Origin of the sequence: Pseudoalteromonas rubra, from assembly GCF_005887115.1 — a bacterium.
Lineage (GTDB): Bacteria > Pseudomonadota > Gammaproteobacteria > Enterobacterales > Alteromonadaceae > Pseudoalteromonas > Pseudoalteromonas rubra_F.
The window spans coordinates 1-16,485 of sequence record NZ_PNCJ01000056.1 but is presented as its reverse complement, the minus strand read 5'-3'; the positions used below and the strand labels follow the sequence as shown (position 1 = coordinate 16,485).

Below are 16,485 nucleotides of genomic sequence, written 5' to 3'. Positions count from 1 at the left end.
GTGTCGTACCCAGCAACAAACTGAATAAACAAACACACATCACTGCGAAAAAATGGATGACGTCTCTTTGGTCAATTGGAATGGTCAAGCTTATGAAAATACCTCTTTATGCAACCCTCTGTGCCGGTGCGATGGCGCTCGGTTTATCACTTCCTCTGCTGGCTGCAAGCAGCGACAACGCCAACTCAGGCGTGGGGATTAATCTCACCGGTATTAATTACTGGTCAAGTCAGTGGACCACACTGGATGTGATGAAGCATGCTTCTAACGGCAGTGGCCAGCTGTGGGCAACCAGCAATGCTCATACGTGGGAATTTAACACCGGCGATCAGGCACTACTGGACTTGGACGAGCATGGCTGGCCGCGGTCTTTGCCTGCGGATTCACCCGACTCACCTTTTCACTATGTCACCACCATTATTTATCACGATAACCCGCACCATCCGGTCGGCGAGTTTGTGATCTTGTACGAGGGTGAAGGTGAGCTCTATTACTCCGGCCCGGAACTTATCAGCGCCACGCCCGGACGCGACGTGGTACGCATGGCTGCAAACAGTTTCTTCCATTTGCAGATCCATGCCACCGACCCAAACAATACCGGCAACCATCTGCGCAATATCCGTATCATAGCCCCGGGCGGCAGTTGCAGTGACGCCGCTACTGATTATGCCGCCAGCGCGGCGGGCTGTGCCAGCCCTGAGCAGTTTGTCTCGTTCGAGCACAGCTATCAGGAACGGATATTCCATCCACTCTTTTTGGATGATATGCGCCAGTTCCGTACTTTGCGTTTTATGCAGCTGCTGAGCACCATAGACAACCCCGTTCAGCACTGGACGCAGAGGAACCAGTACTATTACGCCAGCTGGGCCCTCAATGGCGGCAGCCCCTATGAAGTGGCCATTGCCATGAGTAACAAGCTGGGTGCCGAGCCTTGGTACACGCTCCCGGTTCGGATAGATGATGATTATATCCGCCAGTTTGCGCGACTGCTGAAAACGCAAAGTGACGGGGATTCTGCAATTTACGTGGAGTTTGGTAACGAGTTGTGGAATAACGCCTGGCCGTATATTTTCGATGGCCTGTATCTGGAAGAGCAAGGTAAAGCTTTGTGGCCCGACACCAGTTACCACGATATTGAATATCGCATGAACTACTACGGACTGCGAAGCTCGCAGATGTGCGAGATCATCAAAGCAGAATTTGCAGATGAAGCAGAGCGAATACAATGCGTGATGGGCGGCCAGACCGGGGTGCCCTGGATAAGCGAGCAGGCACTGAACTGCCCGATTCACGCAGCAGGTGTCGGTCAACGCTGTGCTGATAACATGGATGTGCTGGCGGTGGGCAGTTACTTTGGCGGATACTTTGCCGATCAGAAATATCTGCCCATTTTACAGGACTGGGCCACTGAAGGGGCAGAAGGTCTCAACAAGCTGTTTGAGGAAATGGACTCGGGCGTACTGTATGGCCTGACCTATAACCCCGATGAGCCCCCCTGGTGGCAGGCGCCTGAGCATGGCGCGCTGGCACAGGCCAGAGACAATATTCAGGGCAACCTGGCACTGGCCCAGCAAGATGGCCTGATGCTGGCTGCCTATGAGGGTGGCCAGCACCTCACCTATGCCGGGGATATTCGCGATGGCCGCGATACCATCAGCGAGGCATTATTCCTGAGCGCCAATCGCGATCCGCGCATGGCTACAGCCTTTACCAGTCACCTGAATGACTGGCGAAACTCCGGTGCAGGTTTGTATGTAGTATTTGAAAGCATCGGCCGCTGGGACAGCTGGGGCGCATTTCCGCTTAAGGAATATCAGACACAGACCCGTGGGCAGGCGCATAAATACGATGCAGTGCTAAGCTTTATTGAGCAGACGCCCTGCTGGTGGACTGGGTGCGAGCAAAGCGTACAAAGTGGCGATAACACAGACAGCTTACCCGCAGGTGAGGGCTCACCTCAGGCCGCGATGTTGAACCTAAGCTCGTCAGCCTTGTTTGACAGCAATGGCGTTGGTCTGAGCTGGCAATTCAATGATGTTGCCGAGATACCGGTGAAGTTTCAGGTCTATCGCGATGCGCAACTGATCTGGCATACCACCACCAACAGTTACGAAGATCACTGGCTCCCGCTTAATCAGGCCTACCAGTATCAGGTTCGGGCTGTACACCGCGACACGGGCACAGTGATGGCAGAGGCAAATCTGAATACCAAAGCCGGTGACAGCGAGCCACCTACGACACCCGCTCAGTTCAGTGTGCAGTCGGATGGCGCTTATGGCGCAACATTGCAGTGGCAGCCCAGTGCGGATAATCAGGGCATTCGTTTTTACAAGATTATGCGTAACGGTCAGCCCTATACCCTGAGTAATGAGGCGCGTTTTGACGACCCCTGGCCACCCAAAGGGGAAGTCAGCTATCAGGTTATCGCCGTCGACCTGGCTGGCAATCAGTCAGATGCTTCCCCTGTCGGCACCCTGATTATTCAGTAATATACGCAGGCTGCCAGTATCAACTGGCAGCTTTCCAAACTAGCAAAGCCGCGTTTTTAGTGCTTTAACTACCTAAAACAGCCACACAAGACAAAACAAACCACTCAAAACAACCCCTTATTGATTGGTTTGTCATCAATCTGACATTTTTTCAAATTTTTTACTAAAGAAGTCGCACAGCCGGACGATACACTAATCATGGCAGGCAGTGACTATCTCTTCCATCGCCATGACTTTAAAAGCTTTATCAACTTATACCCCAAGATAGTGCTAATCGATACGGCTCGTTCCTGGTTTTTTGGCTTTGAACGAGCAATCCCTTTTTTCATACTAAAACAGCCCAGAAGCACTGTCTCGTTAGACGTTAACTTATGGTTTTAGTTAAATCTCATGCTTTGTCGTATAAATGGGAATCGTCCAGCAGCTGTGCCAGCAGGTTATTAATAAACTGATTATCAAGCCTGCCTAGTGAGTCATGTAACTGCGCCAGCCTCTGCTCTCTTTCACTAACCACCGGACCGGTGATCGGCTTATCTGACTCATTTAATATCTGTTGTAAAGCGCCAGCATCGGAGGCTTCGCTTTGCTGTGCTTTTATTGGATCGTATACAGCGTATATTGTACCGTTGCGTTGTTTGGCTTGCACTTGTCTCTGGTGCGCAAGGTCAAATGCCAATGAATTTAGCTCTTTTAATGACTGGGGAGTGAGATCCATGCTCATATAGGCATTGCCCAGCTCTTGCTTATCCCGCTCGTCGAGAAACGACATCATATCACCAAACGCTGCGTTGACATTGCCCTCAGGGAGAGGGTTAATTTTAAGAGATGCTGCAACATCTAAAGTCATTTCTTCCAGAGTTTTTTCATTGACCACTAATTCCGGATACTGCTGCGTCATAGCACTGTTGAGTGACTGACGCACAATATCAAGCCTTTGCTCATAAGCAATATATTTAGGTGGTACTGCCTCTTGAAGGCTCTGCACTGTGTAAGACATTAAGCCCTGAATATCATGGGCATCGGTACTGAGTGTTGAAGTGGAGGCCTGGTTAACAGCAGATCCTGAAGGGTGTGCATCTGGTACTTTTGCCTGCGCCGATTTGCCCGTTGCCGGGAGTGCCGTTGCGGGTGAGTCTTGTTTCGACGGGTTGATATTCAGCATCCTTGACCTCCGTAGTGTGATTAATAAGTGTAATCGATGGTGATTGTATTCTTTACATCATAATCCCAATAAGCATGGTAGCTGCCGCCTTCCAGCGTATAGGTCAGTACTAACTCGCCTCTGGCTTCTAAACCATCGAAGTAATCAACTGACCCGCTGTTACTGCTAGAAATATCCATGCATTTAAAATCATAGTTCGAGTACTGGCGTCGGTAACATAGCTCAACTTTCTGATTATCATAGCCATTTGTATAGTCATGATAATTCCAGGAAACTTTGGTAATTTTGGTTCCACTTCTGGGGATTTTTAGGTCTCTGTACCCCATGCTCGCATACCCTGTACTAAAGTAGATAGTGTAACCACCCCGTTCAATAACAGACTGACCGGTAGCAGCGAAAGTGGAGCCTGAAACAGCAGCCGCAGCCAGGCAAAGTGGTAAGATAGCTTTTTTCATAAATTGATCCTCCTTGGATACTTAATAGGTGCCTTAAAGCAAATAAGCTGGAGGTGATTATGAGTATTTTAATATTTAAGTTCAAGCCTTTATTATTAGGTATAACAGGAATATCAATAAAAAGGCACGAAAATGATGTGACTTAATTACCAAAGGACAATACCTGAGACAACCATATTGAGCAGATACAATAATACCAAGCAAAGTCACCGTAACAGGCACACAGGCAAGCTAGCTGCCTATATCCTTAAACACTGAAAAATCCAAAGCAGAATTTTAAAGGATAACGTGTATAGTGGGATGAACAAGACTAAGGCACATCCAAACACAGCCAACATTAAATCACCGGAGTATTCTTTTATTGGCCCATTTGGATCAACCCCAAATGCTATCGCAATTTTACTACTCAAAATAATAAAGACATAGGAGACGACACCGACATTTATTGTATGGAATAAAGTCCGAAGCCTTTTGCCCCCTTCAGTTCTGGCATCTGAGATTTTTAATGAGTTCATTTTAACTTGTTTTGCAAAGTGTTCGGTTTGTCTTTGCTAAGCGCGTTTTAAGTACGCAGAACTTGGCTTAGTGGATATAAGGCTGATAAAAACAAAAAGGCATATGCAAAATGCATATGCCTTTTTTGACTGCGCAGTTAAGCGCGAATAGAGGTTAAGCTTTACGCCAGGTGGTTTTACCGGCGCTGTCTTCCAGTACCACGCCCATGGCAGTCAGGGCGTCACGGGCAGCATCGGCTGCAGCCCAGTCTTTATTCTCACGGGCGGTCTTACGCTGCTCGATCAGGGCTTCAATTTTTGCCACTTCGTCTTCGTCCTGGTCACCGTGTAAAAAGGCTTCCGGATCTTGCTGGGCAATACCCAAGACTTCTGCCAGCTTCACAAGAATAAAGGCATGTTCGCCCGCCGCTTTAGCATCTGAGTCTTTCAGCAGGTTCACTTCTTTGGCCAGTTCAAAAATCACAGGTAGTGCTTCCGGGGTATTGAAGTCATCGTTCATAGCCGCTTCAAAACGTGCCACAAATGAGTTGCCCGCCAGTTCAGTCTCAACCAGTTCAACACCACGCAGAGCCGTGTAAATACGCTCTAGTGACGAACGTGCCTGCTCCAGGTTTTCCTGTGAGTAGTTTAGCTGACTACGGTAATGACCGTTGATCAGGAAATAACGTACGGTTTCGCGATCGTAGGCTTTAAGTACTTCGCGTACTGTAAAGAAGTTGCCCAAAGATTTAGACATCTTCTCCTTATTAACCTGTACCATACCGGTGTGGATCCAGGTGTTGACGTAACGACCATTGTTGGCACAGCATGACTGGGCAATTTCATTTTCATGGTGCGGGAACTGCAAATCAGACCCACCACCGTGAATATCAAAAAACTCACCCAAATGCTTAGAGCTCATCGCACTACATTCAATGTGCCAGCCAGGACGACCTTCACCCCAAGGTGATGTCCAGCTAGGCTCGCCGGCTTTGGCTTTTTTCCACAGCACAAAGTCGAGCGGATCATCTTTGCCTTCAGCCACTTCAACGCGCGCGCCTGCCTGAAGCATATCCAGGTCCTGCTGAGACAGTTGACCATATGCTTCAAAAGTCGACACATCAAATAATACATCGCCATTTTTTGCCACATAGGCATGGCCTTTTTCGATCAGACGTTCAATCATCACGATGATTTCGTCCATATGACCGGTTACAGTCGGCTCAATATCAGCAGGCAGGATGTTCAGTGCCTCGAAATCCTCGTGCATGGCTTTGGTCATACGTACTGTCAGCGCATCGATCTCTTCGTTATTCTCGGCAGCACGCTTAATAATTTTGTCATCTACGTCAGTAATATTACGTACATAAGTAACCTGATAGCCTAAATGGCGCAGGTAACGGTTCATCACATCGAAAGAGACATAAGTACGGGCGTGGCCTACATGGCAGAAGTCATAAATAGTAATACCACACACGTACATGTCTACTTTGCCTTCCACAAGCGGTTTAAACTCAGTCTTTTGACGTGTTAGTGTGTTGTAGATCTGCAACATGTAGCTTTATTCCTAAAATTTATCCAAATTCTTGGCAATCATATCACTTGCACCGCTTAGGCTCTATAGAAAATCCCGTCCAAATAGAATGAAAAAGTAACAGTTAGTTGACAATTTAGCCGCTCACCCCCTGAGGGACTTTGTAGTTATGAATTTGTGCTATAAAATAGGCTCCTAATATGAAATATGTAAATCAAGGACCTGTTATGGTTGTTTTACAAACAAACTTTGGCGACATCAAAATTAACCTGTTTGCTGACAAAGCGCCGGCAACGGTTGAGAACTTTTTAAAGTACGTTGAATCTGGTTTTTATAACGGCACTATCTTCCACCGTGTAATCGACGGCTTTATGGTTCAGGGCGGCGGCTTTGAGCCGGGCATGGACCAAAAAGAAGTGGGTGCGCCGGTTAAAAACGAAGCCAACAATGGCGTTGCGAATAAAACAGGCACGCTGGCGATGGCACGCACGCCAGATCCTCATTCTGCCACGGCGCAATTCTTTATCAATGTGAACGATAACGACTTTTTGAACTTCAGCAGTGAAACCGCACAAGGCTGGGGTTACTGTGTATTCGGTGAAGTGGCCGAAGGCATGGACATCGTTAACAAGATCAAAGGTGTTGCAACGGGATCTGCTGGCTTCCATCAGGACGTTCCACTGGAAGACGTTGTGATCGAAAAAGCGTTTGTTGCTGAATAAACGACCGCTTTATTGATTTTGAGGTGTGTACATTTAACGCTTGTTTGAGCTGTACATGCCTCTGTCCCTTTGCCTCGCTCTAATCTGAAGTTGTCTCCATGCGCAAAAGCTATTTTATTTCTGATCTGCATTTAACCGAACATCGCCCTGATATCACCGCCGCTTTTTATCGTTTTCTTGAGCAGCATATGCAAGATGAAGTGGATGCCTTGTATATCTTAGGCGACTTTTTCGAGGTCTGGATTGGGGACGATGAAGGTAATCCACTGGCACTTGAGATAGCCACTAAACTGCGTGCGATCTCCGAGCGTGGTATTAAACTGTTCTTTATTCATGGCAATCGAGATTTCCTGGTTGGTCAGCGCTACGCCGACCTGTGCGGTATGACGTTGTTGCCTGAGCAAGCGGTGATCGATCTGTATGGCACGCCAACCGTGATTTTACACGGCGATGAAATGTGTACCCAGGACGAGGTCTATCAGAAGTTTCGTAAGAAAAGCCGTGGCTGGTGGTGGCCAAGGCTGATGTTGTCTATGCCGCTTTGGTATCGCCGCAAGGTGGCGCGCAATGCCAGAGAGAAGAGCAAACAAAGTCAGATGGGCAAAGCGCCTGAAATTTTAGATGTAACCGAAGAAGCCGTACTGGCAATGTTCGACCGCCATCAGGTCACCAATATGATACATGGCCATACACACAGGCCTAATGTCCATCACTACAACGACAAAACACGCACCGTGTTGGGCGACTGGTATAGTCAGAGTTCTTATCTGGTGGCCACTGAGCAAGGCCAGACCCTCACTCAGCATCCTTTTTCAGACTAAGCCTGTAAGCTCACGCAGCCTGTAACGGCGCACCGCTATGAAATTTAAAGTCGCTGTCTGGCGTTAAGATCAGCTCATTTTCGATTACTTTAAACTCGGCTACGCGTGCTGCGATATCAAATCGCTGTGGATTGGTGGCGTCGGCTACCTGCTGGGCCAGCTCAAGATAGTCCTGATAATGACGCGCCTCTGAGCGCAACAGCGAGACATAAAAGCGCCCAATGTCTGGCTCCAGGTAAGGGGCCAGCTTAGCAAAGCGCTCACAGGAGCGTGCCTCGATAAAGGCACCTATGATCAACTTATCAATCAACGCGGCTGGCTCAAACGTACGCACATGCTTGATCATCCCAGACGCATAACGGGATGCATTGAGACTCTGAACCCGTAACCCCTTCTCGTTAATGATATCCAGCACCTGCTCAAAGTGATGCAGCTCTTCTTTGATCAATCGCACCATTTTATCCAGTATATCCTGGTTATAGGCGTACTCAGGTTTAGCGGTTAAGCTGCCAATGAGCTCATTCTTACTGGCACTAAACTGACCGTCGCCAATTTTACGATAGACAAAGTCTTCATAGGGTTTGATCCAGCCAAGCAGAGTTTGCGCTGAGGCATTGTCTACCGCATATTTACGGATTAAGAATGCCGCGCTCTGGGCCGCTTTGAGCTCACAGTGCATATGGTCGACCAGCAAGGCTTGCAGATGTTCTGGCTTTTTCGCTTCGTCGATCCAGCTGTCGGGGGTTTCACAACCCAGAAACTGATAAATAGGTGCCAACAGATCGGCATACTTCTCTAACATGTCTCAGATAATCATTCGTAAAAAATTGTCTCTATTCTATCACAAGCGTGCCAAGTGGCACTATGAACACCTGCCAGTTACCACAAGTTTGTGCCAGATCAAAGACGCTGGGATTTCAGAATTGTTTCTTGACAAAAATTAACCAATCTTTCATAACTTAAGTGATGTTGTATAAATTTCATACTTACAGGCGTCGCCAGTGGCCCCGTTTTTATGGTGATTACGCAGCTTAACCGCATCGCACTGTGATGTTACTGAGCTGTTATATAAGACAAGGACTGCACCCGTGATCGCCGGGTAATCTGAACGCTTCAGACAACAATCTTTTTTGAGGGGCTCGTTATGATTTTAAATCATCTGTGGGGCTTATACGCCCACCCAATCGAAGAGTGGCAAACCATAGACAATCGCCACGAAAGCGCTACGTACAGTCTATCTCACATTGCCTTGATTGCCCTGATCCCCAGTCTAATGGGCTACTATTCCTCTGTGTATCTGGGCTGGAAAATCGGCACTGGTGACGATGTGTTTCTCACCCATAACAGTGCCATGCTGATAGGCATTGCCATGTACTTTGCGCTGATCATTGGTGTGTTTGCCCTGTCTTATTTGGCGCACTGGATGGCGGTGACATTCGGCGCTAAACCCACTTATACACAAACGCTGGAACTCTCTGCCTATACTGCCACACCGGTCTTTATGTCGGCCTTTGCTGCCTTTTATCCTGAATTGTGGTTTGTGGTCTCGGTGGGGCTCGCTGCCCTTGCCTATTCGGTCTACCTGCTGTACACCGGCGTTCCTATCCTGATGCACATTCCTGAGGAGCGTGGTTTTATCTATGCCAGCTCAGTGGTCACTTGCGGCCTGGTATTATTGGTAATTATTTTGGCTGCAACAGCGATATTGTGGACGAATGGGATAATCAGTCCTACATTTACCTAGGGAGCGCGCTTATGCCCCTCAAAGGTGCGTAGGTCAGCTCGCTTCCTTTGCTTTTATCCTATAGAAATCTAACAAAAAGGGCCGCAATCGCGGCCCTTTTTTTAGGTAAATTAGGCTAGTTTACTCGCCTTCACCCGTTTCCTGATTGTGCAGCTCAAGGCTTGCCGACATCGCTTTTTCGCGTGTCGATTTTGCCGAGTCATTACGCAGTGCATCAATTCGATTCAGGTAATCCTGGTTTACATCACCGGTAATATACTGACCGTCGAACACAGACGTTTCAAAACGTGTGATCTCTGGGTTTTCTAGCGCCACAGCGTCTTTCAGATCAGAGATTGACTGATAGATAAGGCCGTCTGAGCCGATACTGGCATTGATATCATCAACATCACGGCCGTGAGCAATGAGCTCTGCAGCCGATGGCATATCGATACCGTACACATTCGGGAAGCGAACTTCGGGTGCAGCCGAGGCGAAGTATACATTCTTTGCACCGGCATCTCGTGCCATTTCGACGATTTGCGCGGATGTTGTGCCGCGGACGATTGAATCATCAACCAGTAGTACGTTTTTACCGGCAAACTCACGATCGATGGCGTTTAGCTTACGACGTACCGACTTTTTACGCTGTTCCTGACCTGGCATGATGAAGGTACGACCGATATAGCGGTTTTTAACAAACCCCTGACGATAAGGAAGTTCAAGCACCGATGCGATTTCAAGCGCGATATCGCAAGATGTCTCCGGAATTGGAATAACCACGTCAATGTCTTTGTCGGCCCATTCGCGTTTGATCTTCTCACCCAGCTTAGTACCCATATTAACACGGGTGGCATAGACCGACATATTGTCGATATTCGAATCCGGACGTGCAAAGTAAACAAACTCAAAAATACACGGCGCATGCATGGTTTTGTCGGCACAGATCTGCGAGTGGAACTGACCATCTTCAGTCACATAGATGGCTTCGCCTGGTGCTACGTCTCGAACGAATTCAAATCCGTCGATCGACAATGCCACGCTTTCAGACGCAAACATATATTCTACACCGCGTTCAGTTTCACGCTTACCGAATACTAAAGGACGAATACCATGCGGGTCACGGAACGCCAAAATGCCATGGCCAATGATCATAGCGATAGTCGCGTATCCACCCGACACTTGCTGGTTCACTTCGCTGATAGCGTTAAACATATCAGCAGGTTCCAGTTTCATTTTGTCGCTACGTCCCAGCTCATACGCCAGGATATTCAGCAACACTTCTGAGTCAGACGTCGTATTGACGTGACGGCGTGCTTTAGTGAACAGACGCTCTTTCAGCTCTTCCGCATTAGTTAAATTACCGTTGTGCGCCATAGCGATACCAAACGGAGAATTCACATAAAAAGGCTGTGCTTCCGCTGAGCTGGAAGAACCTGCTGTCGGATAACGCACATGACCGATGCCAATGTTACCCTGCAGACGCTTCATGTGACGGGTGTGAAACACGTCTTTGACCAGGCCATTGGCCTTGCGTAAGCTGAACGTATTGTTGTCAATGGTAATGATGCCGGCTGCATCTTGGCCACGGTGTTGCAAAACAGTTAAGCCGTCATAAATCGCCTGATTAACAGGAGATGTTCCGACTATCCCAACGATACCACACATTAAAAATTTCCTCGCCGATTAACGGTTTGCTGAATTCAAAAAGCTTGAGTTATGTTCTAGATAGGAAAAAAACCATTCTATTACAAAGCCAAATTCAGGGATTACTTGGGATGCCTGCCACCACGATGTATCGGGGGCTTTGGTGAAGGCATCCAGGAAAAACAACGCGGCGCTAACGACCAGCACGCCCCGCATCGCACCGAACACTATGCCAACCAGGCGATCGGTACCAGACAAGCCCGTACGCTGTACGAGTTCACCTAAGATATAATTGACAAACCCACCTAACACAAGTGTCGCAATAAAAAGTATGGCGATTGCGGCGGCATTTCTTAAAAGGGGTTCTGAAATGAAGGTCAGGAAGGTTGCAAGATATTGGTAGAATATACTGGATATGAAAAAGGCGCCGATCCAAACCACGAGTGACATGGTTTCTTTCACGAAACCTCTCATCAGGCCAAACAGTGTCGAGATACCGACAATTGCAAAGATGGCGTAATCAACCCAGATCATATAAACCAATAAGTCGTTAATTTGGGGCGCATTCTATAAGACACGCCCATCAATTACCAGATCATTTTACCACGGTAAATTGAGTAAGGCGGCCGTTTAACTTAGTTAATTTCTTTAATTCTGGGAGCTTAGCTTCCAGTTTAGCTTTATTTAAATCTGGTCCGACAAACACTTTGGTTAAGGTACCATTAGGCGTTTTTACCGGACGGGTAAACGTCTTGAATCCATTCTCAGTCAGTTTTTTAGTTAGTGCTTCAACATTTGATTTATGTGAGAAGCTACCAAGCTGAATGACATAGGCCATCTGCGTAAAGTTGGAAGACTCAGGGCGTGCCAGCGGCTCACTTTTCACCTCAGGCGCAGCGCTTGGTTTAACGGGCAAGTCAGTTGGTGACTGAGTTGGTTCAGGCTTTTCTTCGTCCTTATTGTCCGCCGCCTCGACCACTACAGTATCTGCTTGTTGCTGGCCTTGTGTGTTGCCCTGTAGCTCGTTAGTTACTAGTTCAGTACTGAGTTGGTCATCATCGGCGCTGATGTCTTCTACGACCTCTTCCATCGGCTCTGTCGCCAGTGAAGCACGTTCATCAATGCGCGTTTGTAGCTCTATGGTCGAGAACTCAGGACGTTCAGGGATAGGCTTAAACCCTTCCTTATAGTGGACTTTTTCGCCATCCAAAATATTAGGTATAAACACCACCGCCGCTATCACTACGATGCTGGTGCCGACCAGTCGGTTAATAAATCCTGAGTTCACAACTATTGCTCTCTACTTTTGCCAGTACTGCATGGCCGCGGCCACGGTCACAAACGAGCCGAATATAATCAGTGCTGTGTCTTGGTGTTGCTGAGGAAGCAGACTTTGCAGGGCCGAGTCGACACTCGGGAATACCTGACTGTGCTCACTGTGCGGTGCAGGCAACATTGTCAGCAGCTGCTCTGCTCTTTCGCCACGGGGACCTTCCAAAGATGCACAGCTCCACTTCTCAACCACATCTGACAGGGCATCAATCACGCTCGCTTTATCCTTATCAGCAAGCATAGCGACTAAGGCATGAATTTTAAAGCCCTGATTTTTCAAACGCAATAATTGCGTTCTAAGGTAACGCGCTGATTCAGGGTTATGTGCCACATCGGTGTAAATTAAAGGCTGTTGACTGAGCTGCATAAACCGCCCTTCCACTTGTAACCCGGCCAGAATTTGCTTTATCTGTTCGGCATCAGGTAATAAGTTAAGCCGAGCAAGGAGTGTTAACGCTGTTGCCACATTTTGCGCGGGGATGGCGGGCTGTGTCAATGTCAGGTCGTGCTCACCATATTGCCAGCGCAACCCATCAGGCAGAGGAGTAAAGTGGAAATCACGTTTTGACAGGATCAATTCTGCCTTAATTTCCTCACCATAATCAGTCACGGTATGCGGAATATTCAGATCACCTACGATGGCAGGTGTGTCTGTGCGGAAAATCCCCGCCTTGTCGTAGCCCACCAACTCACGGGTATCACCCAGAAACTCTTTATGATCAAGATCTATAGTGGTGATCACACTTGCATAAGGCGTCACAATATTAGTTGCATCAAAGCGGCCACCCAGACCCACTTCTAACAACACATAATCTACCGCGTGCTGCTTAAATAACCACAAGGCACCCAAAGTACCATACTCAAAAAACGTCAATTCAACGTCACCGCGACCCTGATCTAAGGCATAAAAAGCATCGACATGAGACTGATCGGGCAAGGTTTTACCATTGATCCGAACACGTTCGTTATAGTGGATAAGATGCGGAGAAGCATAAGTACCGACGCTGTAACCCTGTGCCAGCAACATGGCTTCCAGACAGCGCGCCGTGGTGCCTTTACCATTGGTGCCGCCGATCAGAATGATTTTACTGGGGCTATCAAGCAAGTGGATATTGTTTGCAGCCTTAGCTACGCGCTCCAGGCCCATCGCGATGTTGGCGGGGTGTAACTGCTCTAAATAACAAAGCCAATCATTCAGTGAGGATGATTGGCTTGGTGTAGTCTTTGACATAGTGCGCTCAAATTAGAAAATTTTACGCTACTCTATGCTCTTGTTCGGTAGAAGGCAAGTTCATGAACTTTGCCAGGATACGTGCTAAAGAGTCACGCATTTCACGACGATCGATAATCATATCAATTGCACCGTGTTCCAGCAGGAATTCACTGCGCTGGAAACCTTCTGGTAAAGTCTCACGCACTGTTTGTTCGATAACACGTGGCCCTGCAAAGCCAATCAGCGCTTTAGGCTCAGCCACGTTAATGTCGCCCAGCATAGCAAGTGATGCTGATACACCACCCATTGTCGGGTCAGTCATCACAGAGATAAACGGCAAGCCACGCTCGCTCATTTTAGCCAAGGCAGCACTCGTTTTAGCCATCTGCATCAGTGACATTAAAGCTTCTTGCATCCGCGCACCACCTGATGCCGAGAAACACACCAGCGGCATATTGTGTTCAAGACACTCATTCACGGCATCGACGAAGCGCGCACCTACCACAGAGGCCATTGAACCACCCATAAAAGAGAATTCAAACGCCACAGCCGCAACCGGGATCCCTTTCAGAGAGCCTTTCATGGCTACCAGTGCATCTTTCTCGCCACTGACTTTTTGCGCAGCCGTGATACGATCAGAGTACTTTTTGGAATCTTTGAACTTGAGTACATCCTTTGGTTCGTGCTGAGTACCTAGCTCAACACGGCCACCCTCGTCTAAAAAGTTTTCCAGACGCTTGCGTGCGCTGATCCGCATGTGATGATCACACTTAGGGCAGACATGCAGTGACTTTTCCAATTCCGCTTTGTACAGGATTGAATCACAATCCGTACATTTTGCCCAAACGCCTTCCGGGATTTCTTTTTTACCCGTTGATTTAGCCGTTTTAGGTAAGATTTTTTCTAACCAACTCATTTGCAACTCTCTTAGTGCTCATTCTGTGTCGCGATCTGCAAAAAGCAGACAGATTTTCCCAATTAAAACATGATTAAGGCATCAGTGATATAAAAAACTGGTCTTAGTTGTCTCTTACGATTAGACGCTCGCGCTCAGGTTTGCTTTAGTCATCGCTCAGCATGATTAACGAATGGTTACCTCGGGCAGAAACAAAGGACCAGCCGGTGTTGTGGGGATCTGCCAGCGCTCAGGGTAATCAACATCTACCAGGTATAAACCATTCGGCTTCGCCGTAGCGCTGGCTTGCGTGCGGTCTTTAATACTCAGCAACTCAGCCATCCACTCTGGCGGATATTTCCCCACCCCAATGTCCATTAGACACCCGGTGATATTGCGTACCATATGGTGTAAAAATGCATTGGCTTTCACGTCAATCACGATGTAATCACCGAACCGGTCAACCTGTAAGTGATGGATATTGCGACATGGAGAGTTGGACTGGCAATGTACAGCACGAAAAGAAGAGAAGTCATGCTCACCAATCATCACCGGACACGCTGCCTGCATAAGGTCTGCATCCAGCGGGTGATAATAATGGGTTACGCCACTGCGTAAAATGCCCGGGCGATTGACACTATTATAAATCACATAACGATAACGTCTGGCCGTTGCACTAAATCGTGCACTAAACTCGTCATGGACTGGCGTAGCGTAGCGCACAGCAATGTCGTCAGGCAGCTGAGAGTTGACGCCGAGTGTAAATGCTTTCATGTCCCGATCAGAGTGAGTATCAAAATGTATCACCTGACCCGTAGCATGAACGCCAGCATCAGTGCGCCCGGCACAGACCACATCGACCTTGTGATTGCAGATGCTAGACAGGGCTGTTTCCAGCTCCTCCTGAACACTATTTACGTTACACTGACGCTGCCAGCCACTGTAATTGCCGCCATTGTATTCAATACCCAAAGCTACACGCATAAACTACTCAAACTCTCATTTCGAACTTAGCCGCGCATTTTATGCGATCGCTGCGGATAATACCAATGTCTTGTTGGTATCCATGGCCTATTTGATCTGCTGTTTGAGTGCCTGCGCTTCTGCCTGTACCGACTCCGGACCATTACTCAGAATTTCTTCAACGGCATTTTCTGCCGAGTCAAAGTCTCCAATTTCAATATATGCACGAACCAAATCCAGCTTAGCCGCGTATCCGTCTTCTTCCAGATCGACATCCATAGCATTTTCACCGGCCAGTAGCTCTTCAAAATCACCTAACCCTACGTCCATATCAGGCGACTGATACGGTTCTTCCTGTGTCGGCTCATCTTCACTTTGTGAGAGGAGGTCGTCTATCTCAAGGAAATCGTCTTCACCCGCTGCGGCGTCAGTTTCAACACTTGTTTCGTCCCCTGACAGACTTTCGCCTGCTGGCTCATCAATATCTTCAATTTCAAGATCTTGTGCCAGTTCCTCGCTCAACAGCGCATCAAAGTCCAGCTCAGTGTCCTCAGACAGGTCGACTTCCGACGTATCCGGCTCAGCGGAATCATCAAGTAAAGCACTGAATTCTGTTTCGTTCAGTTCTGCCAGAAACTCGTCTTCAATGGCAGCTTCATCTATGTTGATCTCTGGTTCAGGTGTGTCGTCTTCGGCCAGGTCCGTTAATTCGTCCAAAAATGCGTCGGGTTCTAAAGCCAGCTCAGCTCCTGACAAGTCTTCTTCTTGAGCATCATTGTCGGCCAGCCCTACCAGATCATCATCAGACAACATGAGGTCAGATAAATCATCTTCCAGATCGTCCAGCTCTATTTCGACCTCAGGCTCTGCGTCCATCGCACTCAACGCATCTGCTTCGTCAAACTCCGGGAAGTCTTCGTCGGCTAACGCTTCATCGCTTAATGCCGCTTCCTCTGGGGCTTGTTCCGCTGCGGGCGCTTCGACCTCAGGCTCTGCGAGATCGGAAAGAGCCCACGCTCAGAACTCAAGACACCG

General features: G+C 48.1%; 15 protein-coding genes. 4 read left to right on the top strand and 11 right to left on the bottom strand.

Translation table 11 applies throughout. The features are described 5' to 3' along the window. Positions 1 to 92: 92 nt before the first annotated feature. Positions 93 to 2,489 (top strand): hypothetical protein, encoded by a 2,397-nt coding sequence (locus tag CWB98_RS22560; RefSeq protein WP_138546851.1) that lies wholly within the window; start codon positions 93 to 95, stop codon positions 2,487 to 2,489. Positions 2,490 to 2,877: 388 nt separating this feature from the next. On the opposite strand, the gene CWB98_RS22555 is transcribed toward CWB98_RS22560, so the two are convergent. The 3 genes from CWB98_RS22555 to cysS form a co-directional block, all read right to left on the bottom strand. Continuing rightward, positions 2,878 to 3,651: a hypothetical protein gene (locus CWB98_RS22555; protein WP_138546850.1), complete on the bottom strand. Its 774-nt coding sequence runs from the start codon at positions 3,649 to 3,651 to the stop codon at positions 2,878 to 2,880. Between the two features lie 20 nt (positions 3,652 to 3,671). Beyond that, positions 3,672 to 4,106 (bottom strand): flagellar protein FlhE, encoded by a 435-nt coding sequence (locus tag CWB98_RS22550; RefSeq protein WP_138546849.1) that lies wholly within the window; start codon positions 4,104 to 4,106, stop codon positions 3,672 to 3,674. 669 nt (positions 4,107 to 4,775) lie between these two features. Then, positions 4,776 to 6,155 carry a cysteine--tRNA ligase gene (gene cysS, locus CWB98_RS22545; protein WP_138546848.1) on the bottom strand — a complete coding sequence of 460 codons (1,380 nt, stop codon included), beginning with the start codon at positions 6,153 to 6,155 and terminating at the stop codon, positions 4,776 to 4,778. 206 nt (positions 6,156 to 6,361) lie between these two features. Here cysS and CWB98_RS22540 point away from each other — a divergent pair, with 206 nt between their 5' ends. Continuing rightward, on the top strand, positions 6,362 to 6,856 hold the full coding sequence (locus CWB98_RS22540) for a peptidylprolyl isomerase (RefSeq protein ID WP_054016531.1): 495 nt from the start codon (positions 6,362 to 6,364) through the stop codon (positions 6,854 to 6,856). Between the two features lie 98 nt (positions 6,857 to 6,954). After that, complete coding sequence (locus CWB98_RS22535) at positions 6,955 to 7,677, top strand: UDP-2,3-diacylglucosamine diphosphatase (protein ID WP_138546847.1); 723 nt, start codon at positions 6,955 to 6,957, stop codon at positions 7,675 to 7,677. Positions 7,678 to 7,687: 10 nt separating this feature from the next. Here the strand turns inward: CWB98_RS22535 and miaE are convergent, their stop codons facing one another. After that, complete coding sequence (gene miaE, locus CWB98_RS22530; RefSeq protein ID WP_138546846.1) at positions 7,688 to 8,479, bottom strand: tRNA isopentenyl-2-thiomethyl-A-37 hydroxylase MiaE; 792 nt, start codon at positions 8,477 to 8,479, stop codon at positions 7,688 to 7,690. A gap of 342 nt (positions 8,480 to 8,821) precedes the next feature. On the opposite strand from miaE, the gene CWB98_RS22525 reads away from it, so the two are divergent. Beyond that, positions 8,822 to 9,421 carry a Yip1 family protein gene (locus CWB98_RS22525; protein WP_054016528.1) on the top strand — a complete coding sequence of 200 codons (600 nt, stop codon included), beginning with the start codon at positions 8,822 to 8,824 and terminating at the stop codon, positions 9,419 to 9,421. A gap of 120 nt (positions 9,422 to 9,541) precedes the next feature. Here the strand turns inward: CWB98_RS22525 and purF are convergent, their stop codons facing one another. The 7 genes from purF to CWB98_RS22490 all read right to left on the bottom strand — a co-directional run bounded on the left by purF (position 9,542) and on the right by CWB98_RS22490 (position 16,326). Continuing rightward, positions 9,542 to 11,068 (bottom strand): amidophosphoribosyltransferase, encoded by a 1,527-nt coding sequence (gene purF, locus CWB98_RS22520; RefSeq protein ID WP_054016527.1) that lies wholly within the window; start codon positions 11,066 to 11,068, stop codon positions 9,542 to 9,544. An 18-nt stretch (positions 11,069 to 11,086) separates the two neighbouring features. Further along, entirely contained in the window at positions 11,087 to 11,581 is a 495-nt protein-coding gene (locus CWB98_RS22515) for a CvpA family protein (protein ID WP_054016526.1), read from the bottom strand. 61 nt (positions 11,582 to 11,642) lie between these two features. After that, positions 11,643 to 12,335, bottom strand: coding sequence for an SPOR domain-containing protein (locus CWB98_RS22510; protein ID WP_138546845.1), 693 nt, complete (start codon positions 12,333 to 12,335; stop codon positions 11,643 to 11,645). 12 nt (positions 12,336 to 12,347) lie between these two features. Then, positions 12,348 to 13,610, bottom strand: a complete 1,263-nt coding sequence (folC, locus tag CWB98_RS22505) for a bifunctional tetrahydrofolate synthase/dihydrofolate synthase (RefSeq protein WP_138546844.1) — start codon at positions 13,608 to 13,610, stop codon at positions 12,348 to 12,350. Between the two features lie 22 nt (positions 13,611 to 13,632). Then, positions 13,633 to 14,508: an acetyl-CoA carboxylase, carboxyltransferase subunit beta gene (accD, locus tag CWB98_RS22500; protein WP_054016523.1), complete on the bottom strand. Its 876-nt coding sequence runs from the start codon at positions 14,506 to 14,508 to the stop codon at positions 13,633 to 13,635. A gap of 165 nt (positions 14,509 to 14,673) precedes the next feature. Then, positions 14,674 to 15,471, bottom strand: coding sequence for a tRNA pseudouridine(38-40) synthase TruA (truA, locus tag CWB98_RS22495; RefSeq protein ID WP_138546843.1), 798 nt, complete (start codon positions 15,469 to 15,471; stop codon positions 14,674 to 14,676). 87 nt (positions 15,472 to 15,558) lie between these two features. Further along, positions 15,559 to 16,326 carry a FimV/HubP family polar landmark protein gene (locus CWB98_RS22490; protein ID WP_249364749.1) on the bottom strand — a complete coding sequence of 256 codons (768 nt, stop codon included), beginning with the start codon at positions 16,324 to 16,326 and terminating at the stop codon, positions 15,559 to 15,561. Positions 16,327 to 16,485 lie beyond the last annotated feature (159 nt).